Genomic DNA, 16,651 nt, shown 5'->3' on the forward strand with positions numbered 1-16,651 from the left:
ACCGCCCTCACCCGCAAGTACGGGCCGGGCTGCGGGCCGGGGTGGAGCGGACCGGGATGCGGTCGCCGCGGGCGGCGGCTGCGCCGGAGGGACGGGAAGGGGCAGGGATCCTGCCCGCGCGCGGACCGGACCCCTCACCTGTGCGAGACCCTCAGCCGAGATCCGGCTCGCCCGTCCGCAACCGCCCCCGACAGCACAGCCGTCCGCAACCGCCCCGGACAGCACGGCCACTAGTGCGCGGCCGACTCCCAGTCCGCTCCGGCGCCCACCGAGACGTCCAGCGGGGCCCTGAGGTGGACGGCGCCGGCCATCTCGCGGCGGACCAGCTCCTCCACGGCCGCCCGCTCGCCGGGGGCGATCTCCAGGACGATTTCGTCGTGGACCTGGAGCAGCATGCGGGAGGTGAGGTCCGCCGCGCGCAGTGCGCCGTCCACCTTGAGCATGGCGATCTTGACGATGTCGGCGGCGGTGCCCTGGATCGGCGCGTTGAGAGCCATGCGCTCGGCCGCCTCACGGCGCTGGCGGTTGTCGCTGTTGAGGTCGGGCAGATAGCGGCGGCGGCCGAACAGCGTCGCCGTGTAGCCCGTCGCCCGTGCCTCGTCGACGGCGCGGCGCAGATAGTCCCGCACGCCGCCGAAGCGCTCGAAATAGGCGTCCATCAGGGCACGGGCCTCGCCCGCGTCGATGTTCAGCTGCTGGGACAGGCCGAACGCCGACAGCCCGTACGCCAGTCCGTAGGACATGGCCTTGATCTTGCGGCGCATCTCCGCGTCCACCGCGCCGGGCTCGACGCCGAACACCTGGGAGGCGGCCGTGGTGTGCAGGTCCTCGCCGGAGGTGAACGCCTCGATGAGGCCGGCGTCCTCCGAGAGGTGGGCCATGACGCGCAGTTCGATCTGGCTGTAGTCGGCCGTCATCAGCGATTCGAAGCCCTCGCCGACGACGAAGCCGCGGCGGATGGCCCGGCCCTCGTCCGTGCGGACGGGGATGTTCTGCAGGTTGGGATCCGTGGAGGACAGCCGGCCGGTCGCGGCGACCGTCTGGTTGAAGGTGGTGTGGATGCGGCCGTCGGCGGCGATCGCCTTGATCAGGCCTTCGACGGTGACGCGCAGCTTCGCCTGCTCGCGGTGGCGGAGCATGACGACCGGCAGCTCGTTCTCCGTCTGCCCCGCGAGCCAGGCCAGGGCGTCGGCGTCGGTGGTGTAGCCGGTCTTGGTCTTCTTCGTCTTCGGCAGGCCCAGCTCGCCGAAGAGGACTTCCTGGAGCTGCTTGGGCGAGCCCAGGTTGAACTCGTGCCCGGCCGCGGCGTGCGCCTCCTTCACGGCCTGCTGGACGGCGCCGGCGAACATCTGCTCCATGGCCTCCAGGTGGGCGCGGTCGGCCGCGATGCCATGGCGCTCCATGCGGGCCAGGAGGGTGGAGGTGGGCAGTTCCATGTCGCGCAGCAGGTCGGCCGCTCCGACCTCCTCCAGCCGGCCGCCGAAAGCCTCCCCGAGGTCGACGATCGTGCGGGCCTGCACCATGAGCGCCTCGGCTTCCGCGCCGTCGTCCGCGCCGAAGGCGAGCTGGCCGTCGGCCGTGGCGGCGGGGGCCAGCTCGCGGCCCAGGTACTCCAGGGACAGCGCGTCCAGGTCGAAGGAGCGACGGCCGGGCTTGACCAGGTAGGCGGCGAGCGCGGTGTCCATGAGGATGCCGCCGACCGACCAGCCGTGCTCGGCGAAGACGCGCATGGCGCCCTTGGCGTCGTGCAGCACCTTGGGGCGTTCCCCGGCGGCGAGCCAGGCCGCCCACGCGCTGTCGTCGCTCTCGTCCAGCTCCGCCGGGTCGAACCAGGCGGCGGCTCCACCGGCCGCGGCGAGCGCCACCTCGGCGACCGAGCCCGTGCCCAGCGCCCAGGTGTCGACGGTGGCCACACCCAGGGTCTGCGTGCCGTGCTCGGCGAGCCAGCCGGCCAGCTCGCCGGTGCCCAGCACCGTGCCGTCCAGCTCCACGCCGGCGGTGAGCACCGGGGTCGCCTCGGCCTCCTCGCCGCCGGGGTCGACGGCGAACAGCCGCTCGCGCAGCGAGGGGTTCCTGATCTCCAGGGTGTCCAGGACCATCGCGACGGCCGTGCGGTCGTAGGGGGCGCGCTCCAGTTCGGCCACCGCCTTGGGCAGCTCGACGTCCCGGACCATCTCGGTGAGGCGACGGTTCAGCTTGACGGCCTCCAGGTGGTCCCGCAGGTTCTGCCCGGCCTTGCCCTTGACCTCCTCGACGCGCTCGACGAGCTCCGCGAACGAACCGAACTGGTTGATCCACTTCGCGGCGGTCTTCTCGCCGACGCCCGGGATGCCGGGCAGGTTGTCGGACGGGTCGCCGCGCAGCGCCGCGAAGTCGGGATACTGCGCGGGCGTCAACGCGTACTTCTCGAAGACCTTCTCCGGGGTGAACCGCGTCAGCTCCGAGACGCCCTTCGTCGGATACAGGACCGTGGTGTGCTCGGACACCAGCTGGAAGGAGTCGCGGTCGCCGGTGACGATCAGGACCTCGAAGCCGGCGGCCTCGGCCTGGGTGGCGAGCGTGGCGATGACGTCGTCGGCCTCGAAGCCGTCCACCGCGAACCGCGAGACGTGCATCGCGTCGAGCAGCTCGCCGATCAGCTCGACCTGCCCCTTGAACTCGTCGGGCGTCTTGGAGCGGTTGGCCTTGTACTCGGTGAACTCCTCCGAGCGCCACGTCTTGCGGGAGACGTCGAAGGCGACCGCGAAGTGCGTGGGCGACTCGTCACGCAACGTGTTGGCGAGCATCGACGCGAAACCGTAGATCGCGTTCGTCGGCTGACCCGTCGCGGTGGTGAAGTTCTCCGCGGGCAGCGCGAAGAACGCGCGGTACGCCAGCGAGTGCCCGTCCATGAGCATCAGGCGCGGGCGGTTTGCGCCGGTGGGGGTGTCGGTCTTCTTCGCTGCTGTCTCTGCCACGCCCCCGATCCTGCCACGCCCCACTGACACTCGACTCCGGCCGCCGCCACCGCCGGACCCGCGAAGGGACCCCCGGCCCCGTGCGCGCCCCGGCCCGAACCCCCGCCCCCGCCCCAGCCCCCGCACCCCCCGGCTCTCCGCCCCCGCCACAGCCCCGCACCCCCGGCTCCCCGGCTCCCCACGCCCCGCGCACGCCTCCCCCGGCCCCGCATCCCCCGCCCGTGGACCCCGCCCGCGTCCGTGAGCAGCACCACACGGGGTCGTTGTCGGGCCGCGTGGGACAATCCCCCCGGGCGGCGCGCCCGGGGGACGCGCGCCAAGCCCACCGGACGACACACAGGCACCAGGCACACGGGGCACGGGCCACACGGCAGGTCGAAGGAGAGCGCGCGATGGCATCGAAGCCGCCCACAGCTGATCCGATCCAGGACGCCCCGCGGGTCGCCCAGCCCCAGCACGCGGCAGCGGGCCTGCCGGCCGTCGGGCACTCCCTGCGCATCGCCACGCAGCAGATGGGCGTGAAGCGCACCGCGCTGACTCTGCTGCGCGTCAACCAGAAGGACGGCTTCGACTGCCCGGGCTGCGCGTGGCCCGAGCCCGAGCACCGGCACACCGCGGAATTCTGTGAGAACGGCGCGAAGGCGGTCGCCGAGGAAGCGACGCTACGACGGGTCACCCCCGAGTTCTTCGCCGCGCACACCGTCGCCGACCTCGCCGGCCGCAGCGGCTACTGGCTGGGCCAGCAGGGCCGGCTCACCCACCCCATGTACCTGCCCGAAGGAGCCGAGCGCTACGAGCCGGTCAGCTGGGAGCGCGCCTTCGACATCATCGCCGAGGAGACGGCCGCCCTCGCCTCCCCCGACGAGGCCGTCTTCTACACCTCGGGCCGCACCAGCAACGAGGCCGCGTTCCTCTACCAGCTGTTCGCCCGCGAACTCGGCACGAACAACCTGCCGGACTGCTCCAACATGTGCCACGAGTCCTCCGGCTCGGCCCTGTCCGAGACCATCGGCATCGGCAAGGGCAGCGTCCTGCTGGAGGACCTCTACAGGGCCGACCTCATCATCGTCGCCGGACAGAACCCGGGCACCAACCACCCCCGCATGCTCTCCGCCCTGGAGAAGGCCAAGGCGGGCGGCGCGAAGATCATCAGCGTCAATCCGCTGCCCGAGGCGGGCCTGGAACGCTTCAAGAACCCGCAGACCCCGCAGGGCATGGTCAAGGGCGCCGCACTCACCGACCTGTTCCTGCAGATCCGCATCGGCGGCGACCAGGCGCTCTTCCGCCTCCTCAACAAGCTCGTCCTGGACACCGAAGGCGCGCTCGACGAGGCGTTCATCGCCGAACACACCCACGGCTTCGAGGAGTTCGCCGAAGCCGCGCGCGCCGCCGACTGGGACGAGACGCTCACCGCGACCGGCCTCACCCGCGCGCAGATCGAGGAAACCCTGCGCATGGTGCTCGCCTCACGGCGCACCATCGTCTGCTGGGCCATGGGCCTCACCCAGCACAAGCACTCCGTGCCCACCATCCGCGAAGTCGTCAACTTCCTCCTGCTGCGCGGGAACATCGGCCGCCCGGGCGCGGGCGTGTGCCCGGTGCGCGGCCACTCCAACGTCCAGGGCGACCGCACCATGGGCATCTTCGAACGGCCCGCACCGGCCTTCCTGGACGCCCTGGAGAAGGAGTTCGGCTTCGCGCCGCCACGCGCCCACGGCTACGACGTGGTGCGCGCCATCCGCGCGCTGCGCGACGGCGAGGCGAAGCTGTTCTTCGCCATGGGCGGCAACTTCGTCTCGGCCTCCCCCGACACCGACGTCACCGAGGCCGCCATGCGGCGCGCCCGCCTGACCGTGCACGTGTCGACCAAGCTGAACCGCTCGCACGTCGTCACCGGCGCGCGCGCCCTCATCCTGCCCACCCTCGGACGCACCGAGCGAGACGTGCAGGGCGGCGGCGAGCAGTTCGTGACCGTGGAGGACTCCATGGGCATGGTGCACGCCTCCCGGGGCCGGCTCGCGCCCGCGAGCACGCACCTGCTGTCCGAGCCGGCCATCGTGTGCCGGCTCGCCCGCCGGGTGCTGGGCGAGAACAGCGCGACACCCTGGGAGGAGTTCGAGAAGGACTACGCGACGATCCGCGACCGCATCGCCCGCGTGATCCCCGGCTTCGAGGACTTCAACGCGCGCGTGACGGACTCCGACGGCCGCCCCGGCGGCTTCACCCTCCCGCACGCCCCACGCGACGAGCGCCGCTTCCCCACGGCCACCGGCAAGGCCAACTTCACCGCCGCTCCGGTCGAGTACCCGAAGCTGCCCGAGGGCCGCCTGCTGCTGCAGACTCTGCGCTCGCACGACCAGTACAACACCACCATCTACGGCCTCGACGACCGCTACCGCGGCATCAGGAACGGCCGCCGGGTCGTCCTGGTCAACGCCGAGGACGCGCACGCCCTCGGGCTCGCCGAGGGCTCCTACGTGGACCTGGTGAGCGAGTGGGAGGACGGCGTGGAGCGGCGGGCGCCCGGCTTCCGGGTCGTGCTGTACCCGACCACGCGCGGCTGCGCCGCCGCCTACTACCCGGAGACCAACGTCCTGGTACCGCTGGACGCCACCGCCGACGTCAGCAACACCCCGGCCAGCAAGTCCGTCGTGGTCCGTCTGGAACAATCGGCCACCGACTGAGCGTTTGCTCAGCGATGCCGGATGTGATCGACGAACGGAGCAGGACCCCATGGGCGAGCAGCAGTACGTGAAGTTCCCGCAAGAGGTCATCGACGAGTACGCCGCCCTCGGCATCGACATCGCAGCCCTGTTCTCCGCCGGGCACCTCGGCACCCGCATGGGCGTGCAGATCGTCGAGGCCTCCGCGGACCGCGTCGTGGGCACCATGCCCGTCGAAGGCAACACCCAGCCCTACGGACTGCTCCACGGCGGCGCCTCCGCGGTCCTCGCCGAGACCCTCGGCTCGGTCGGCTCGATGCTGCACGGCGGCAGCACCAAGATCGCCGTCGGCGTCGACCTGAACTGCACCCACCACCGCGGCGCCCGCTCCGGCCTGGTGACCGGCGTCGCCACGCCCGTGCACCGAGGACGCTCCACCGCCACGTACGAGATCGTGATCAGCGACGAGGAGGGCCGGCGCGTGTGCACCGCCCGGCTCACCTGCCTGCTGCGCGACGCCCCCGCCGCCCAGGGCTGAGGTTCAACACCGTTTGTGGCAGGCCCCGTTGCCCACCACCGCCCCGACGCCCTAGCGTCACGGGCATGACGACGGCACGCGCCCCGGGGGTGAGAGCGACGGCACGACTGCTCGGACCGGCCCTGCTCGCGGCGGCCCTCGCGGGGGCGACGGCGACCGCCTGCGACCGGGCCCCCCGGCACACGGACACCGCGCCCCCCACCGCCCCTGAGGCGGCCGCCTCCACCGCGGCCACCGCCCCCGAGGAGCTGTGCACCCAGATCATCGCCCGCTGGTCGCGCGCAATGCTCGACAGCGACACCTACGGCGACTACCAGTCCATGGGGCTCTCCAACGGCCAGTACGACATCCTGCGAGCCGTCCTGGACGCAGCGCGCACCGCCAAGAGACAGCAAGGAGCGGCAGCCGCAGAGAAGCTGATCGACCGTGAGGCCCGCCAGGGCTGCGCCGACCGGTACCGCTCCGGCGACCCCGGCAAAGGCCCCTGGCGGTGAACGCCATAGGCCCGGTCGAGCCCGGCGAAGGCACCCAGGACCATCCCCTCACCAACCCCGGGACCCCTGGGATTCTCGCCACCACCGCAGCCGCCCGGCCGCTCACCCGCCTCTACGCCGCCCATCGCCGCGCCGTACACACCCTCCTCGCCGCGGTCCTCCTCCTCGCCGGCGGCGGCTACCTGTACGCGACCCGTCCGCCCGCCACCCCGCCCACGACCGCCGAACTGCCTTACCCCGCCCAGACGGTCGACGTCAGTTACCTCGGCGAGGTCAACGTGCCGCCCGGCACCCGCCCGCGCACCTTCGCCTTCGAAGTGCTGCTCGGCGTCCAGTCCGGGCCCGCGGTCACCGTGACCAGGGTGACCCAGCCGTACGACGGCCTCTCGCTGACCTCGGCCCCGCGGGCCCCGTTCCGGACCGAGTCGGGTGCGGCCCGCAAGATCGTGGTCACCATGCACGTGACGGAATGCGGAAAAGTTCCGAGGGACGCCGGGCTTCCTTTCATGGATGTAACTCTACGTAATGCGCGCGCAATACAGGTGCAGAGTTTCATCCTGGGTCCGCGCTATGCCCACGACCTCTCCCACGCCCTACAGGTCGCCTGCAGCAACGATTTCCCGTAATCACCAAAACACCTGAGACACCTGACCACCACCAGGGTCGTCCTGCACATTCTCACCATGCGGACAGGGCGAATCAGCCCGAATTCCACTGTTCCACCCACCAAGTACCGCTCTGCATTACCTCGTGTCATAACAAGAGCGTCACAGCCTTCGTCAGACCCTCCTCCACGTTCCCTCCACCCGCTTAGAGTCACGCCCAGTCACCGCGCTGCTGGAATACCCCTCCACCCCAGCGCTCGACTCGGCCTCTTCCAGCGGGGAGAGCCGCCCAGGGAAAGGACTGGAACGTGCGTCAACGTTCACTCATCGCCATTACCGCCGCGCTGTCCGCGGGAGCTCTCACCCTCACCGCCTGCGGTTCGCGTAACAGCGACGACAAGGGTTCCGACTCCGGCGGCGGCACCACCGTCACCATCGGCGTCGACGCCCCGCTGACCGGTGACCTGTCCGCGCTGGGCCTCGGCATCAAGAACTCCGTCGACCTCGCCGCCAAGACGGCCAACAAGCAGAAGCTCGTCGACGGCGTCACGTTCAAGATCCAGGCGCTCGACGACCAGGCGCAGCCCTCCTCGGGCCAGCAGAACGCCACCAAGCTCGTCGCCGACAAAACCGTCCTCGGCGTCGTCGGCCCGCTGAACTCCTCCGTCGCCGAGTCGATGCAGAAGGTCTTCGACGACGCCAAGCTGGTCGAGGTCTCCCCGGCCAACACCAACCCGGCACTCACCCAGGGCACCGACTGGGCGACCTCCAAGAAGCGCGTCTACAAGTCGTACTTCCGCACCGCCACCACGGACGCCATCCAGGGCCCCTTCGCCGCCCAGTACCTCATCAACGACGCCAAGAAGAAGAAGGTCTTCGTCATCGACGACAAGAAGACCTACGGCGCCGGCCTGGCCGGAACCTTCACCGCGGAGTTCAAGAAGCTCGGCGGCGCGGTGGCGGGCACCGAGCACATCAACCCGGACAGCAAGGACTTCTCGGCCATCGCCACCAAGGTCAAGAACTCCGGCGCCGACGTCGTCTACTACGGCGGCGAATACCCGCAGGCCGGCCCCCTCAGCAAGCAGATCAAGGCCGCCGGCGCCAAGATCCCCGTCGTCGGCGGCGACGGCATCTACAGCGCCGACTTCATCAAGCTGGCCGGCGCCTCCGCCACCGGCGACCTCGCCACCTCGGTCGGCGCACCGGTCGAGCAGCTCCCCTCCGCCAAGGAGTTCGTGGCCAACTACAAGAACGGCGGCTACAAGGAGGCCTACGAGGCCTACGGCGGCTACTCCTACGACTCGGCCTGGGCGATCATCGAAGCCGTCAAGAAGGTCGTCGACGACAACGGCGGCAAGCTTCCCGACGACGCCCGCGCCAAGGTCACCGCCGCCATGCAGAACGTCTCCTTCGACGGCGTGACCGGCAAGGTTTCCTTCGACGAGTTCGGTGACGCCACCAACAAGCAGCTCACCGTGTACGCCGTCGAGAACGGCACCTGGAAGCCGGTCAAGTCCGGCACCTACTCCGGCTGACCCACCCGCGTCACGAGCCGCGCGGGGCGCTGTTCCACTGGCGCCCCGCGCGGACCCACATCCGGACACATCCGTCGAAATCATCCGAACGTCTCGGAGGACATGCGGTGAACGAACTGCCGCAGCAGCTGGTCAACGGCCTGCTACTGGGATCCATGTACGGGCTCGTCGCCATTGGCTACACAATGGTCTACGGCATCGTCCAGCTCATCAACTTCGCCCACGGCGAGATCTTCATGACGGGCGCCTTCGGGGCACTCTCCGTCTACCTCTGGGTGGTCCCCAGCGGCACCACCATGTGGATAGCCCTGCCACTCATGCTCATCGGCGCCATCCTCGTCGCCGTCCTCGTCGCCATCGGAGCGGAACGGTTCGCCTACCGCCCCCTGCGCGGCGCACCCCGCCTCGCCCCCCTCATCACCGCCATCGGCCTCTCCCTCGCCCTCCAGCAAGCGGTCTGGGCCTGGTACCCCGAAGCGAAGTCGGCCCGCACCTTCCCCCAGATCGACGGCGGCCCCTTCCACATCGGCGACGTCACCATCCAGACCGGCGACGTGTTCCTCCTCGTCGCCGCCCCCATCAGCATGGCCGTCCTCGCCTACTTCGTCATGAAGACCCGCACCGGACGCGGCATGCAGGCCACCGCCCAAGACCCCGACACCGCCAAGCTCATGGGTGTCAACACCGACCGCATCATCGTGATCGCCTTCGCCCTCGGCGCCGCCTTCGCCGCCATCGGCGGCGTCGCCTACGGCCTGAAGTACGGCCAGATCGACTACCGCATGGGCTTCATCCTCGGACTCAAGGCCTTCACCGCGGCAGTCCTCGGCGGCATCGGCAACATCTACGGCGCCATGATCGGCGGCGTCGTCCTCGGCATCGCCGAAACACTCGCCACCGCCTACATCGCCGACATCCCCGGCATGGACAAGTTCGGCAGCCAGTCCTGGGCCGACGTCTGGGCCTTCGTACTTCTCATCCTCGTACTGCTGTTCAGGCCACAAGGCCTGCTCGGCGAACGCGTCGCGGACAGGGCGTGACACCGATGACCACACAGACCACCACAGCCGACACCCCCAGCACCCCCACCACCGGCGCACCCACCGGCCTCATCGGCATCCCCGCCCAGGCCGGCCGCGCCCTCGCCACCGGCGGCGGCGCCCTCACCATCATCTCCACCTTCCTCGCCTGGACCTGGACAGCCGCCTTCCCCGGCGACCTCACCGTCTACGGCTACCCCGGCGGCCTCCAGGTCCTCGCCCTCATCGGCGGCGCCCTCACCACCCTCTTCGGCCTCTCCTCCTACGGAGTCAAGGGCCTCGGCTGGCTCACCCCCGCCGGCGCCGACGGCGCACTCAAGTTCGCCGCCCTCGCCGCCTTCGCCACCGTCTGGTACACGATCATCGCGATCACCGTCGACCTCGGCGGCATCGTCAACCTCGAGCCCGGCGGCTTCATCGCCGCCCTCGCCGCACTCGCCGCACTCCTCGGCGCCCTCGCCCTCCCCTTCGAACGCCCCGAACCCGAACCCCACGACCCGGACGACACCGGCTGGGAACTGGCCCGCCACCGCCTGCGCACCCTCCGCGACACCGGCAAGGCAGCCTTCTCCAGCGGCACCGCCCGCCCCATCGGCACCCTCCCCTCCTACGCCGAGATCCTCATCATCGTCGCCATCCTCGGCCTCGGCCTCACCGTCTTCACCTACGGCATCGGCACCGAGTACGACGAACTCTTCATCGGCTTCCTCATCACAGCAGGCTTCGGCTTCGCCGCGCTCAACAAGTCCGGCCTCGTCAACCAAGCCAGCCAGATCACCGCACGCCACCAGAACATCACCATCTGCGGCGCCTTCGTCGCAGCCGCGATGTTCCCCTTCACCCAGACCGACGACCAGTACGCCACCGTCGGCGTCTACATCCTCATCTTCGGCACCGTCGCCCTCGGCCTCAACATCGTCGTCGGCCTCGCAGGCCTCCTCGACCTCGGCTACGTCGCCTTCCTCGGCGTCGGCGCCTACGCCGCCGCCATGGTCTCCGGCTCCCCCAGCTCCCCCTTCCACGTGCACTTCCCCTTCTGGGCCGCCGTCCTCGTCGGCGCCGCAGCCTCCCTCGTCTTCGGCGTCCTCATCGGCGCCCCCACCCTGCGACTGCGCGGCGACTACCTCGCCATCGTCACCCTCGGCTTCGGAGAGATCTTCCGCATCACCGCCAACAACCTCGACGGCACCTCCGGACCCGACATCACCAACGGCTCCAACGGCATCTCCTCCATCCCGAACCTCAACATCCTCGGGTTCGACTTCGGAGCCGAACACGCCATCGCCGGATTCACCATCGGCCGATTCGCCAACTACTTCTTCCTGATGCTCATCATCACGGCCATCGTCGTCCTCGTCTTCCGACGCAGCGGCGACTCCCGCATCGGCCGCGCATGGGTCGCCATCCGCGAAGACGAGACCGCCGCCCTCGCCATGGGCATCAACGGCTTCCGCGTCAAACTCATCGCCTTCGCCGTCGGCGCCTCCCTCGCCGGACTCGCCGGCACCGTCCAGGCCCACGTCACCTACACCGTGACCCCCGAGCAATACCTCTTCGCCGGCCCCATCCCGCCCAACTCCGCCTTCCTCCTCGCCGCAGTCGTCCTCGGCGGCATGGGCACCATCAGCGGCCCCCTCATCGGCGCCGCACTCCTCTTCCTCATCCCCAACAAGCTCCAGTTCCTCGGCGACTACCAGCTCTTCGCCTTCGGCCTCGCCCTCATCCTGCTGATGCGCTTCCGCCCGGAGGGCCTCATCCCCAACCGGCGACGTCAGCTCGAGTTCCACGAGGACGCGGAAGCTCCCACCGTCCTGACGAAGGCAGGGGCCTGACCACCATGACCACCGACACCACCACCACGGTCGCCCCCACCGGCGAAAGGGTCCTCGACGCCCGCGGCGTCACCATGCGCTTCGGCGGCCTCACCGCCGTCCGCGACGTCGACCTCCACGTCAACGCCGGAGAAATCGTCGGCCTCATCGGCCCCAACGGCGCCGGCAAAACCACCTTCTTCAACTGCCTCACCGGCCTCTACATCCCCACCGAAGGCGAAGTCCGCTACAAGGACAAAGTCCTCCCGCCCAAATCCTTCAAGGTCACGGCCGCCGGCATCGCCCGCACCTTCCAGAACATCCGCCTCTTCGGCAACATGACAGTCCTGGAAAACGTCCTCGTCGGCCGCCACACCCGCACCAAAGAAGGCTTCTGGTCAGCCGTCCTGCGCCTCCCCGCCTTCCACAAGGCCGAAGCCGCCTCCCGCGAACGCGCCATGGAACTCCTGGAGTTCATCGGACTGGAGCAGAAGGCCGACCACCTCGCCCGCAACCTCCCCTACGGCGAACAGCGCAAGCTGGAGATCGCCCGCGCCCTCGCCAGCGAACCCGGCCTCCTCCTCCTCGACGAGCCCACCGCCGGCATGAACCCCCAGGAAACCCGCGCCACCGAAGAACTCGTCTTCGCCATCCGCGACAAGGGCATCGCCGTCCTCGTCATCGAGCACGACATGCGCTTCATCTTCAACCTCTGCGACCGCGTCGCCGTCCTCGTCCAAGGCGAAAAACTCGTCGAAGGCGACAGCGCCACCGTCCAGGGCGACGAACGCGTCGTCGCCGCCTACCTCGGCGAACCCTTCGAGAACGCCCCCGGCGACGAAGAACTCGCCGAGGTCGAGGCCGCCGAAGCACACGCCGACAGCGCCGACACCACGACGGACGCCGCGCCCGGCAAGGAGAACGACCGATGACCGCACTGCTCGAAGTCGAGGACCTCCGGGTCGCCTACGGCAAGATCGAAGCCGTCAAAGGCATCTCGTTCAAGGTCGAAGCCGGCGAAGTCGTCACCCTCATCGGCACCAACGGCGCCGGCAAGACGACCACCCTGCGCACCCTCTCCGGACTCCTCAAGCCCGTCGGCGGCCAGATCAAATTCAACGGCAAATCGCTGAAGAAGATCCCCGCCCACAACATCGTCTCGCAAGGCCTCGCCCACTCCCCCGAGGGCCGGCACATCTTCCCCCGCATGACGATCGAGGACAACCTCCGCCTCGGAGCCTTCCTCCGCAGCGACAAGGCAGGCATCGAGAAGGACATCCAGCGCGCCTACGACCTCTTCCCCATCCTCGGAGAGCGCCGCAAGCAGGCCGCAGGCACCCTCTCCGGCGGCGAACAGCAGATGCTCGCCATGGGCCGCGCCCTCATGTCCCAGCCCAAACTGCTCATGCTGGACGAGCCCTCCATGGGCCTCTCCCCCATCATGATGCAGAAGATCATGGCCACCATCGCCGAACTGAAGTCCCAGGGCATGACCATCCTGCTCATCGAGCAGAACGCCCAGGCCGCCCTCTCGCTCGCCGACCACGGCCACGTCATGGAGATCGGCAAGATCGTCCTGTCCGGCACCGGCCAGGACCTCCTCCACGACGAGTCCGTCCGCAAGGCCTACCTCGGCGAGGACTGACCCACCCCCCTCACACGACGAGGCCCGCGCCCCTTCTCCGGGCGCGGGCCTCGTCGTACGTGGAGAATCCGCGGTCAGCCCTTGTTCGCCTTCTTCTCCTCGGCATCCTGAATGACCGCCTCCGCCACCTGCTGCATCGACATCCGCCGATCCATCGACGTCTTCTGAATCCACCGGAACGCCGCCGGCTCCGTCAGCCCGTACTCCGTCTGGAGAATCGACTTCGCCCGGTCCACCAGCTTGCGGGTCTCCAGCCGCAACGTCAGATCCGCGACCTCGTTCTCCAGCTCCCGCAGCTCCGTGAAACGCGAGACCGCCATCTCGATCGCCGGGACGACGTCACTCTTGCTGAACGGCTTCACCAGGTACGCCATCGCGCCCGCGTCCCGCGCCCGCTCGACGAGGTCGCGCTGCGAGAACGCGGTCAGCATCAGGACGGGCGCGATGCGCTCCTCGGCGATCTTCTCGGCGGCGGAGATGCCATCGAGCTTCGGCATCTTCACGTCCAGGATCACCAGGTCCGGCTTGTGCTCCCGGGCGAGCTCGACGGCCTGCTCACCGTCACCGGCCTCGCCGACGACGCTGTAGCCCTCCTCCTCCAGCATCTCCTTGAGGTCGAGGCGGATCAGCGCCTCGTCCTCGGCGATGACGACACGGGTCGTCAGCGGAGGCACGTGCGACTTGTCGTCGTCGGGCGCGTCTACGGGCTGGGGCGACTCGGGGGCGGTCACGGGGGCTCCTCGTTCAGGGGCGGGTACTGCTGACAAGAGCCTACCTAGCTGCGGTAAGGTGGGTGCGCGGAGGGTCGGGGGAAACCTTTGATTCTGCGAGCCCCGGTAGCCCAATTGGCAGCAGGCAATGGATTCAAAACCCATACAGTGTCGGTTCGAGTCCGACCCGGGGCACTTTTCCTTCAGTTCCAAGTTCGATCTTGGCAAGCGGAGGATCACGTTCGCGTGATCCTCCGCTTTTTGCTGTACACAGTGATCGCTGGTCACTCAACGTGTTCGTATGCACTTTCATGGAACCGAGGTTCGACAGAAGGCCGTCACGCTGCTTCGTAACGGAGCCCGAAACGCTGACGTAGCTCGCCAGTTGAGCATCCCTCTTGGAACAGTCAGCTATTGGAAGCACATGGATCGCGCCAAGCGCGGCGAGTGTCCCGGACGCGTCCCACCGCCGTGCCCCAGGTGCGAAGGGCAGCTGGACAACCTCGCCTACTCCTATCTCCTGGGCCTTTATCTCGGCGACGGCCACATCGTCCAGAACCGCAGTATGCGAGTACCCAGCCTGTCCGTTTTCTGTGCCGATGCGCATCCAGGGTTGATGGACCAGTGTGAGCAAGCCATGCGATCGGTCTTCCCGGGCAACTCCGTATGCCGAGTCCGCAGGAAGGGTTGCCACGAGGTAAAGCTCTCCTCCAGGCATCTCTGGTGCCTATTCCCCCAGCATGGTTCCGGCAAGAAGCACGAGCGCCCCATCGTCCTCGAGCCCTGGCAGGAGGCCATCGTCCACGCTCACCCCTGGGAGTTCGTTCGGGGCCTCATCCACTCCGACGGGTGCCGTATCACCAACTGGACCACCCGTGTCATCGCCGGTGAGCGCAAGCGCTACGAGTACCCGCGCTACTTCTTCACCAACGCCTCCGACGACATCAGGAAGCTCTTCACCGACACCTGCGACGCGCTGGGCATCGAGTGGACGCACTGCACCCGCAACGGAAACCCCTACAACATTTCCGTCGCCAAGAAAACACACGTCGCCCTCCTCGACGCCCACATCGGCCCCAAGTACTGAGCCCTACTCAGGGCCGTCGTCCTCGCCCACGTGGTGGACGCGGACCAGGTTCGTCGAGCCCGCGACGCCGGGCGGGGAGCCCGCGGTGATCACGACGACGTCGCCCTTCTCGCAGCGGCCGTACCGCAGCAGCAGCTCGTCCACCTGGCCGACCATCGCGTCCGTGGAGGCCGCCGCCGGGCCGAGGAACGTCTCGACGCCCCAGGTCAGGTTCAGCTGGGAGCGGGTCGCGGGTTCGGGGGTGAAGGCGAGGAGGGGGATCGGGGAGCGGTAGCGGGAGAGGCGGCGGACGGTGTCGCCGCTCTGGGTGAAGGCGACGAGGAACTTCGCGTCGAGGAAGTCGCCGATCTCTGCGGCGGCGCGGGCTACGGCGCCGCCCTGGGTGCGGGGCTTGTTGGTTTCCGTCAGTGGGGGGAGGCCTTTGGCGAGGAGGTCTTCCTCGGCGGCTTCGACGATTTTCGCCATGGTGCGGACGGTCTGGACGGCGTGTGCGCCGACGCTGGTCTCGCCGGAGAGCATGACGGCGTCGGTGCCGTCGATGACGGCGTTGGCGACGTCGCTGGCCTCGGCCCTGGTGGGGCGGGAGTTCTCGATCATGGAGTCGAGCATCTGGGTGGCGACGATCACGGGTTTGGCGTTGCGTTTGGCGAGCTTGATGGCGCGTTTCTGGACGATGGGGACCTGTTCGAGGGGCATCTCGACGCCGAGGTCTCCGCGGGCGACCATGATGCCGTCGAAGGCGGCGACGATGTCGTCGATGTTCTCGACGGCCTGTGGCTTCTCGATCTTGGCGATGACGGGGAGGCGGCGGCCTTCCTCGTCCATGATGCGGTGGACGTCGAGGATGTCGCGGCCGGTGCGGACGAAGGAGAGGGCGATGACGTCGAACCCGGTGCGCAGCGCCCAGCGGAGGTCTTCTTCGTCTTTTTTGGAGAGGGCGGGGACGGAGACGGCGACGCCCGGGAGGTTGAGTCCCTTGTGGTCGGAGACGACGCCTCCTTCGATGACGCGGGTGTGGACGCGTGGGCCGTCGACGCCGGTGACTTCCAGGCAGACCTTGCCGTCGTCGACGAGGATGCGTTCGCCGGGGGTGACGTCCTGGGCGAGGCCGGCGTGAGTGGTGCCGCAGCGTGTGCCGTCGCCTGCGATGCCTTCTTCGACGGTGATGGTGAAGGGGTCGTCGCGTTCGAGGAGTACAGGGCCCTGGGCGAAGTGACCGAGGCGGATCTTCGGGCCTTGAAGGTCGGCGAGGACGCCGACGCTGCGGCCGGTTTCGTCGGAGGCCTTGCGTACGCGGTGGTAGCGCTCCTCGTGTTCGGCGTGGGTGCCGTGGCTGAGGTTGAAGCGGGCTACGTCCATTCCGGCGTCGACCAGTGCTTTGAGCTGGTCGTATGTGTCGGTGGCGGGGCCCAGGGTGCAGACGATTTTCGCTCGGCGCATGTTTCGAGCTTATGTCTTACCGGTGGGTAGGGATTTGGCGGCACATGGCCGCTCAACAACCTTTTGGTGAAAGGTTGTTGACAACTTATACGTTGTGCGGCGGGCCGCTCTGATGAGCACTTT

General features: G+C 68.9%; 13 protein-coding genes and 1 tRNA gene. 11 read left to right on the forward strand and 3 right to left on the reverse strand.

Features of this window, described 5'->3' with window-relative positions; translation table 11 throughout:
- Nucleotides 1-230 precede the first annotated feature (230 nt).
- Nucleotides 231-2,957 carry a DNA polymerase I gene (polA, locus tag IE239_RS03950; protein WP_190147825.1) on the reverse strand — a complete coding sequence of 909 codons (2,727 nt, stop codon included), beginning with the start codon at nt 2,955-2,957 and terminating at the stop codon, nt 231-233.
- Between the two features lie 392 nt (nt 2,958-3,349).
- On the opposite strand from polA, the gene IE239_RS03955 reads away from it, so the two are divergent.
- The 9 genes from IE239_RS03955 to IE239_RS03995 all read left to right on the forward strand — a co-directional run bounded on the left by IE239_RS03955 (nt 3,350) and on the right by IE239_RS03995 (nt 13,291).
- A complete protein-coding gene (locus tag IE239_RS03955) occupies nt 3,350-5,641 on the forward strand; it encodes an FdhF/YdeP family oxidoreductase (RefSeq protein ID WP_190147826.1) in 2,292 nt (763 codons plus the stop codon).
- A gap of 49 nt (nt 5,642-5,690) precedes the next feature.
- Nucleotides 5,691-6,158, forward strand: coding sequence for a PaaI family thioesterase (locus tag IE239_RS03960; RefSeq protein ID WP_190147827.1), 468 nt, complete (start codon nt 5,691-5,693; stop codon nt 6,156-6,158).
- A 65-nt stretch (nt 6,159-6,223) separates the two neighbouring features.
- Nucleotides 6,224-6,652: a hypothetical protein gene (locus tag IE239_RS03965; RefSeq protein ID WP_229877785.1), complete on the forward strand. Its 429-nt coding sequence runs from the start codon at nt 6,224-6,226 to the stop codon at nt 6,650-6,652.
- A complete protein-coding gene (locus IE239_RS03970; protein ID WP_190147828.1) occupies nt 6,649-7,278 on the forward strand; it encodes a Tat pathway signal sequence domain protein in 630 nt (209 codons plus the stop codon). The genes IE239_RS03965 and IE239_RS03970 overlap by 4 nt, the downstream gene beginning before the upstream one ends.
- Before the next feature lie 287 nt (nt 7,279-7,565).
- Nucleotides 7,566-8,795, forward strand: coding sequence for a branched-chain amino acid ABC transporter substrate-binding protein (locus IE239_RS03975; protein ID WP_190147829.1), 1,230 nt, complete (start codon nt 7,566-7,568; stop codon nt 8,793-8,795).
- A gap of 107 nt (nt 8,796-8,902) precedes the next feature.
- Nucleotides 8,903-9,835, forward strand: coding sequence for a branched-chain amino acid ABC transporter permease (locus IE239_RS03980; RefSeq protein WP_190147830.1), 933 nt, complete (start codon nt 8,903-8,905; stop codon nt 9,833-9,835).
- A gap of 5 nt (nt 9,836-9,840) precedes the next feature.
- Nucleotides 9,841-11,667: a branched-chain amino acid ABC transporter permease gene (locus IE239_RS03985; protein ID WP_190147831.1), complete on the forward strand. Its 1,827-nt coding sequence runs from the start codon at nt 9,841-9,843 to the stop codon at nt 11,665-11,667.
- A 5-nt stretch (nt 11,668-11,672) separates the two neighbouring features.
- A complete protein-coding gene (locus IE239_RS03990) occupies nt 11,673-12,578 on the forward strand; it encodes an ABC transporter ATP-binding protein (RefSeq protein WP_190147832.1) in 906 nt (301 codons plus the stop codon).
- Nucleotides 12,575-13,291 (forward strand): ABC transporter ATP-binding protein, encoded by a 717-nt coding sequence (locus IE239_RS03995; RefSeq protein ID WP_190147833.1) that lies wholly within the window; start codon nt 12,575-12,577, stop codon nt 13,289-13,291. The genes IE239_RS03990 and IE239_RS03995 overlap by 4 nt, the downstream gene beginning before the upstream one ends.
- A 74-nt stretch (nt 13,292-13,365) precedes the next feature.
- On the opposite strand, the gene IE239_RS04000 is transcribed toward IE239_RS03995, so the two are convergent.
- Nucleotides 13,366-14,022, reverse strand: a complete 657-nt coding sequence (locus IE239_RS04000) for an ANTAR domain-containing response regulator (RefSeq protein WP_108999975.1) — start codon at nt 14,020-14,022, stop codon at nt 13,366-13,368.
- 99 nt (nt 14,023-14,121) lie between these two features.
- On the opposite strand from IE239_RS04000, the gene IE239_RS04005 reads away from it, so the two are divergent.
- Together IE239_RS04005 and IE239_RS04010 are read left to right on the forward strand one after the other, a co-directional pair.
- A tRNA-Leu gene (locus IE239_RS04005) sits at nt 14,122-14,196 on the forward strand.
- Between the two features lie 106 nt (nt 14,197-14,302).
- Nucleotides 14,303-15,088, forward strand: a complete 786-nt coding sequence (locus IE239_RS04010; protein WP_190147834.1) for a helix-turn-helix domain-containing protein — start codon at nt 14,303-14,305, stop codon at nt 15,086-15,088.
- Between the two features lie 3 nt (nt 15,089-15,091).
- Here IE239_RS04010 and pyk read toward each other — a convergent pair whose 3' ends face one another.
- The gene (gene pyk / locus IE239_RS04015) at nt 15,092-16,528 is read right to left on the reverse strand and encodes a pyruvate kinase (protein WP_190147835.1); all 1,437 of its coding nucleotides are present in this window, start codon (nt 16,526-16,528) and stop codon (nt 15,092-15,094) included.
- Nucleotides 16,529-16,651 lie beyond the last annotated feature (123 nt).

The organism is Streptomyces humidus, assembly GCF_014649655.1.
Taxonomy (GTDB): Bacteria; Actinomycetota; Actinomycetes; order Streptomycetales; family Streptomycetaceae; genus Streptomyces; species Streptomyces humidus.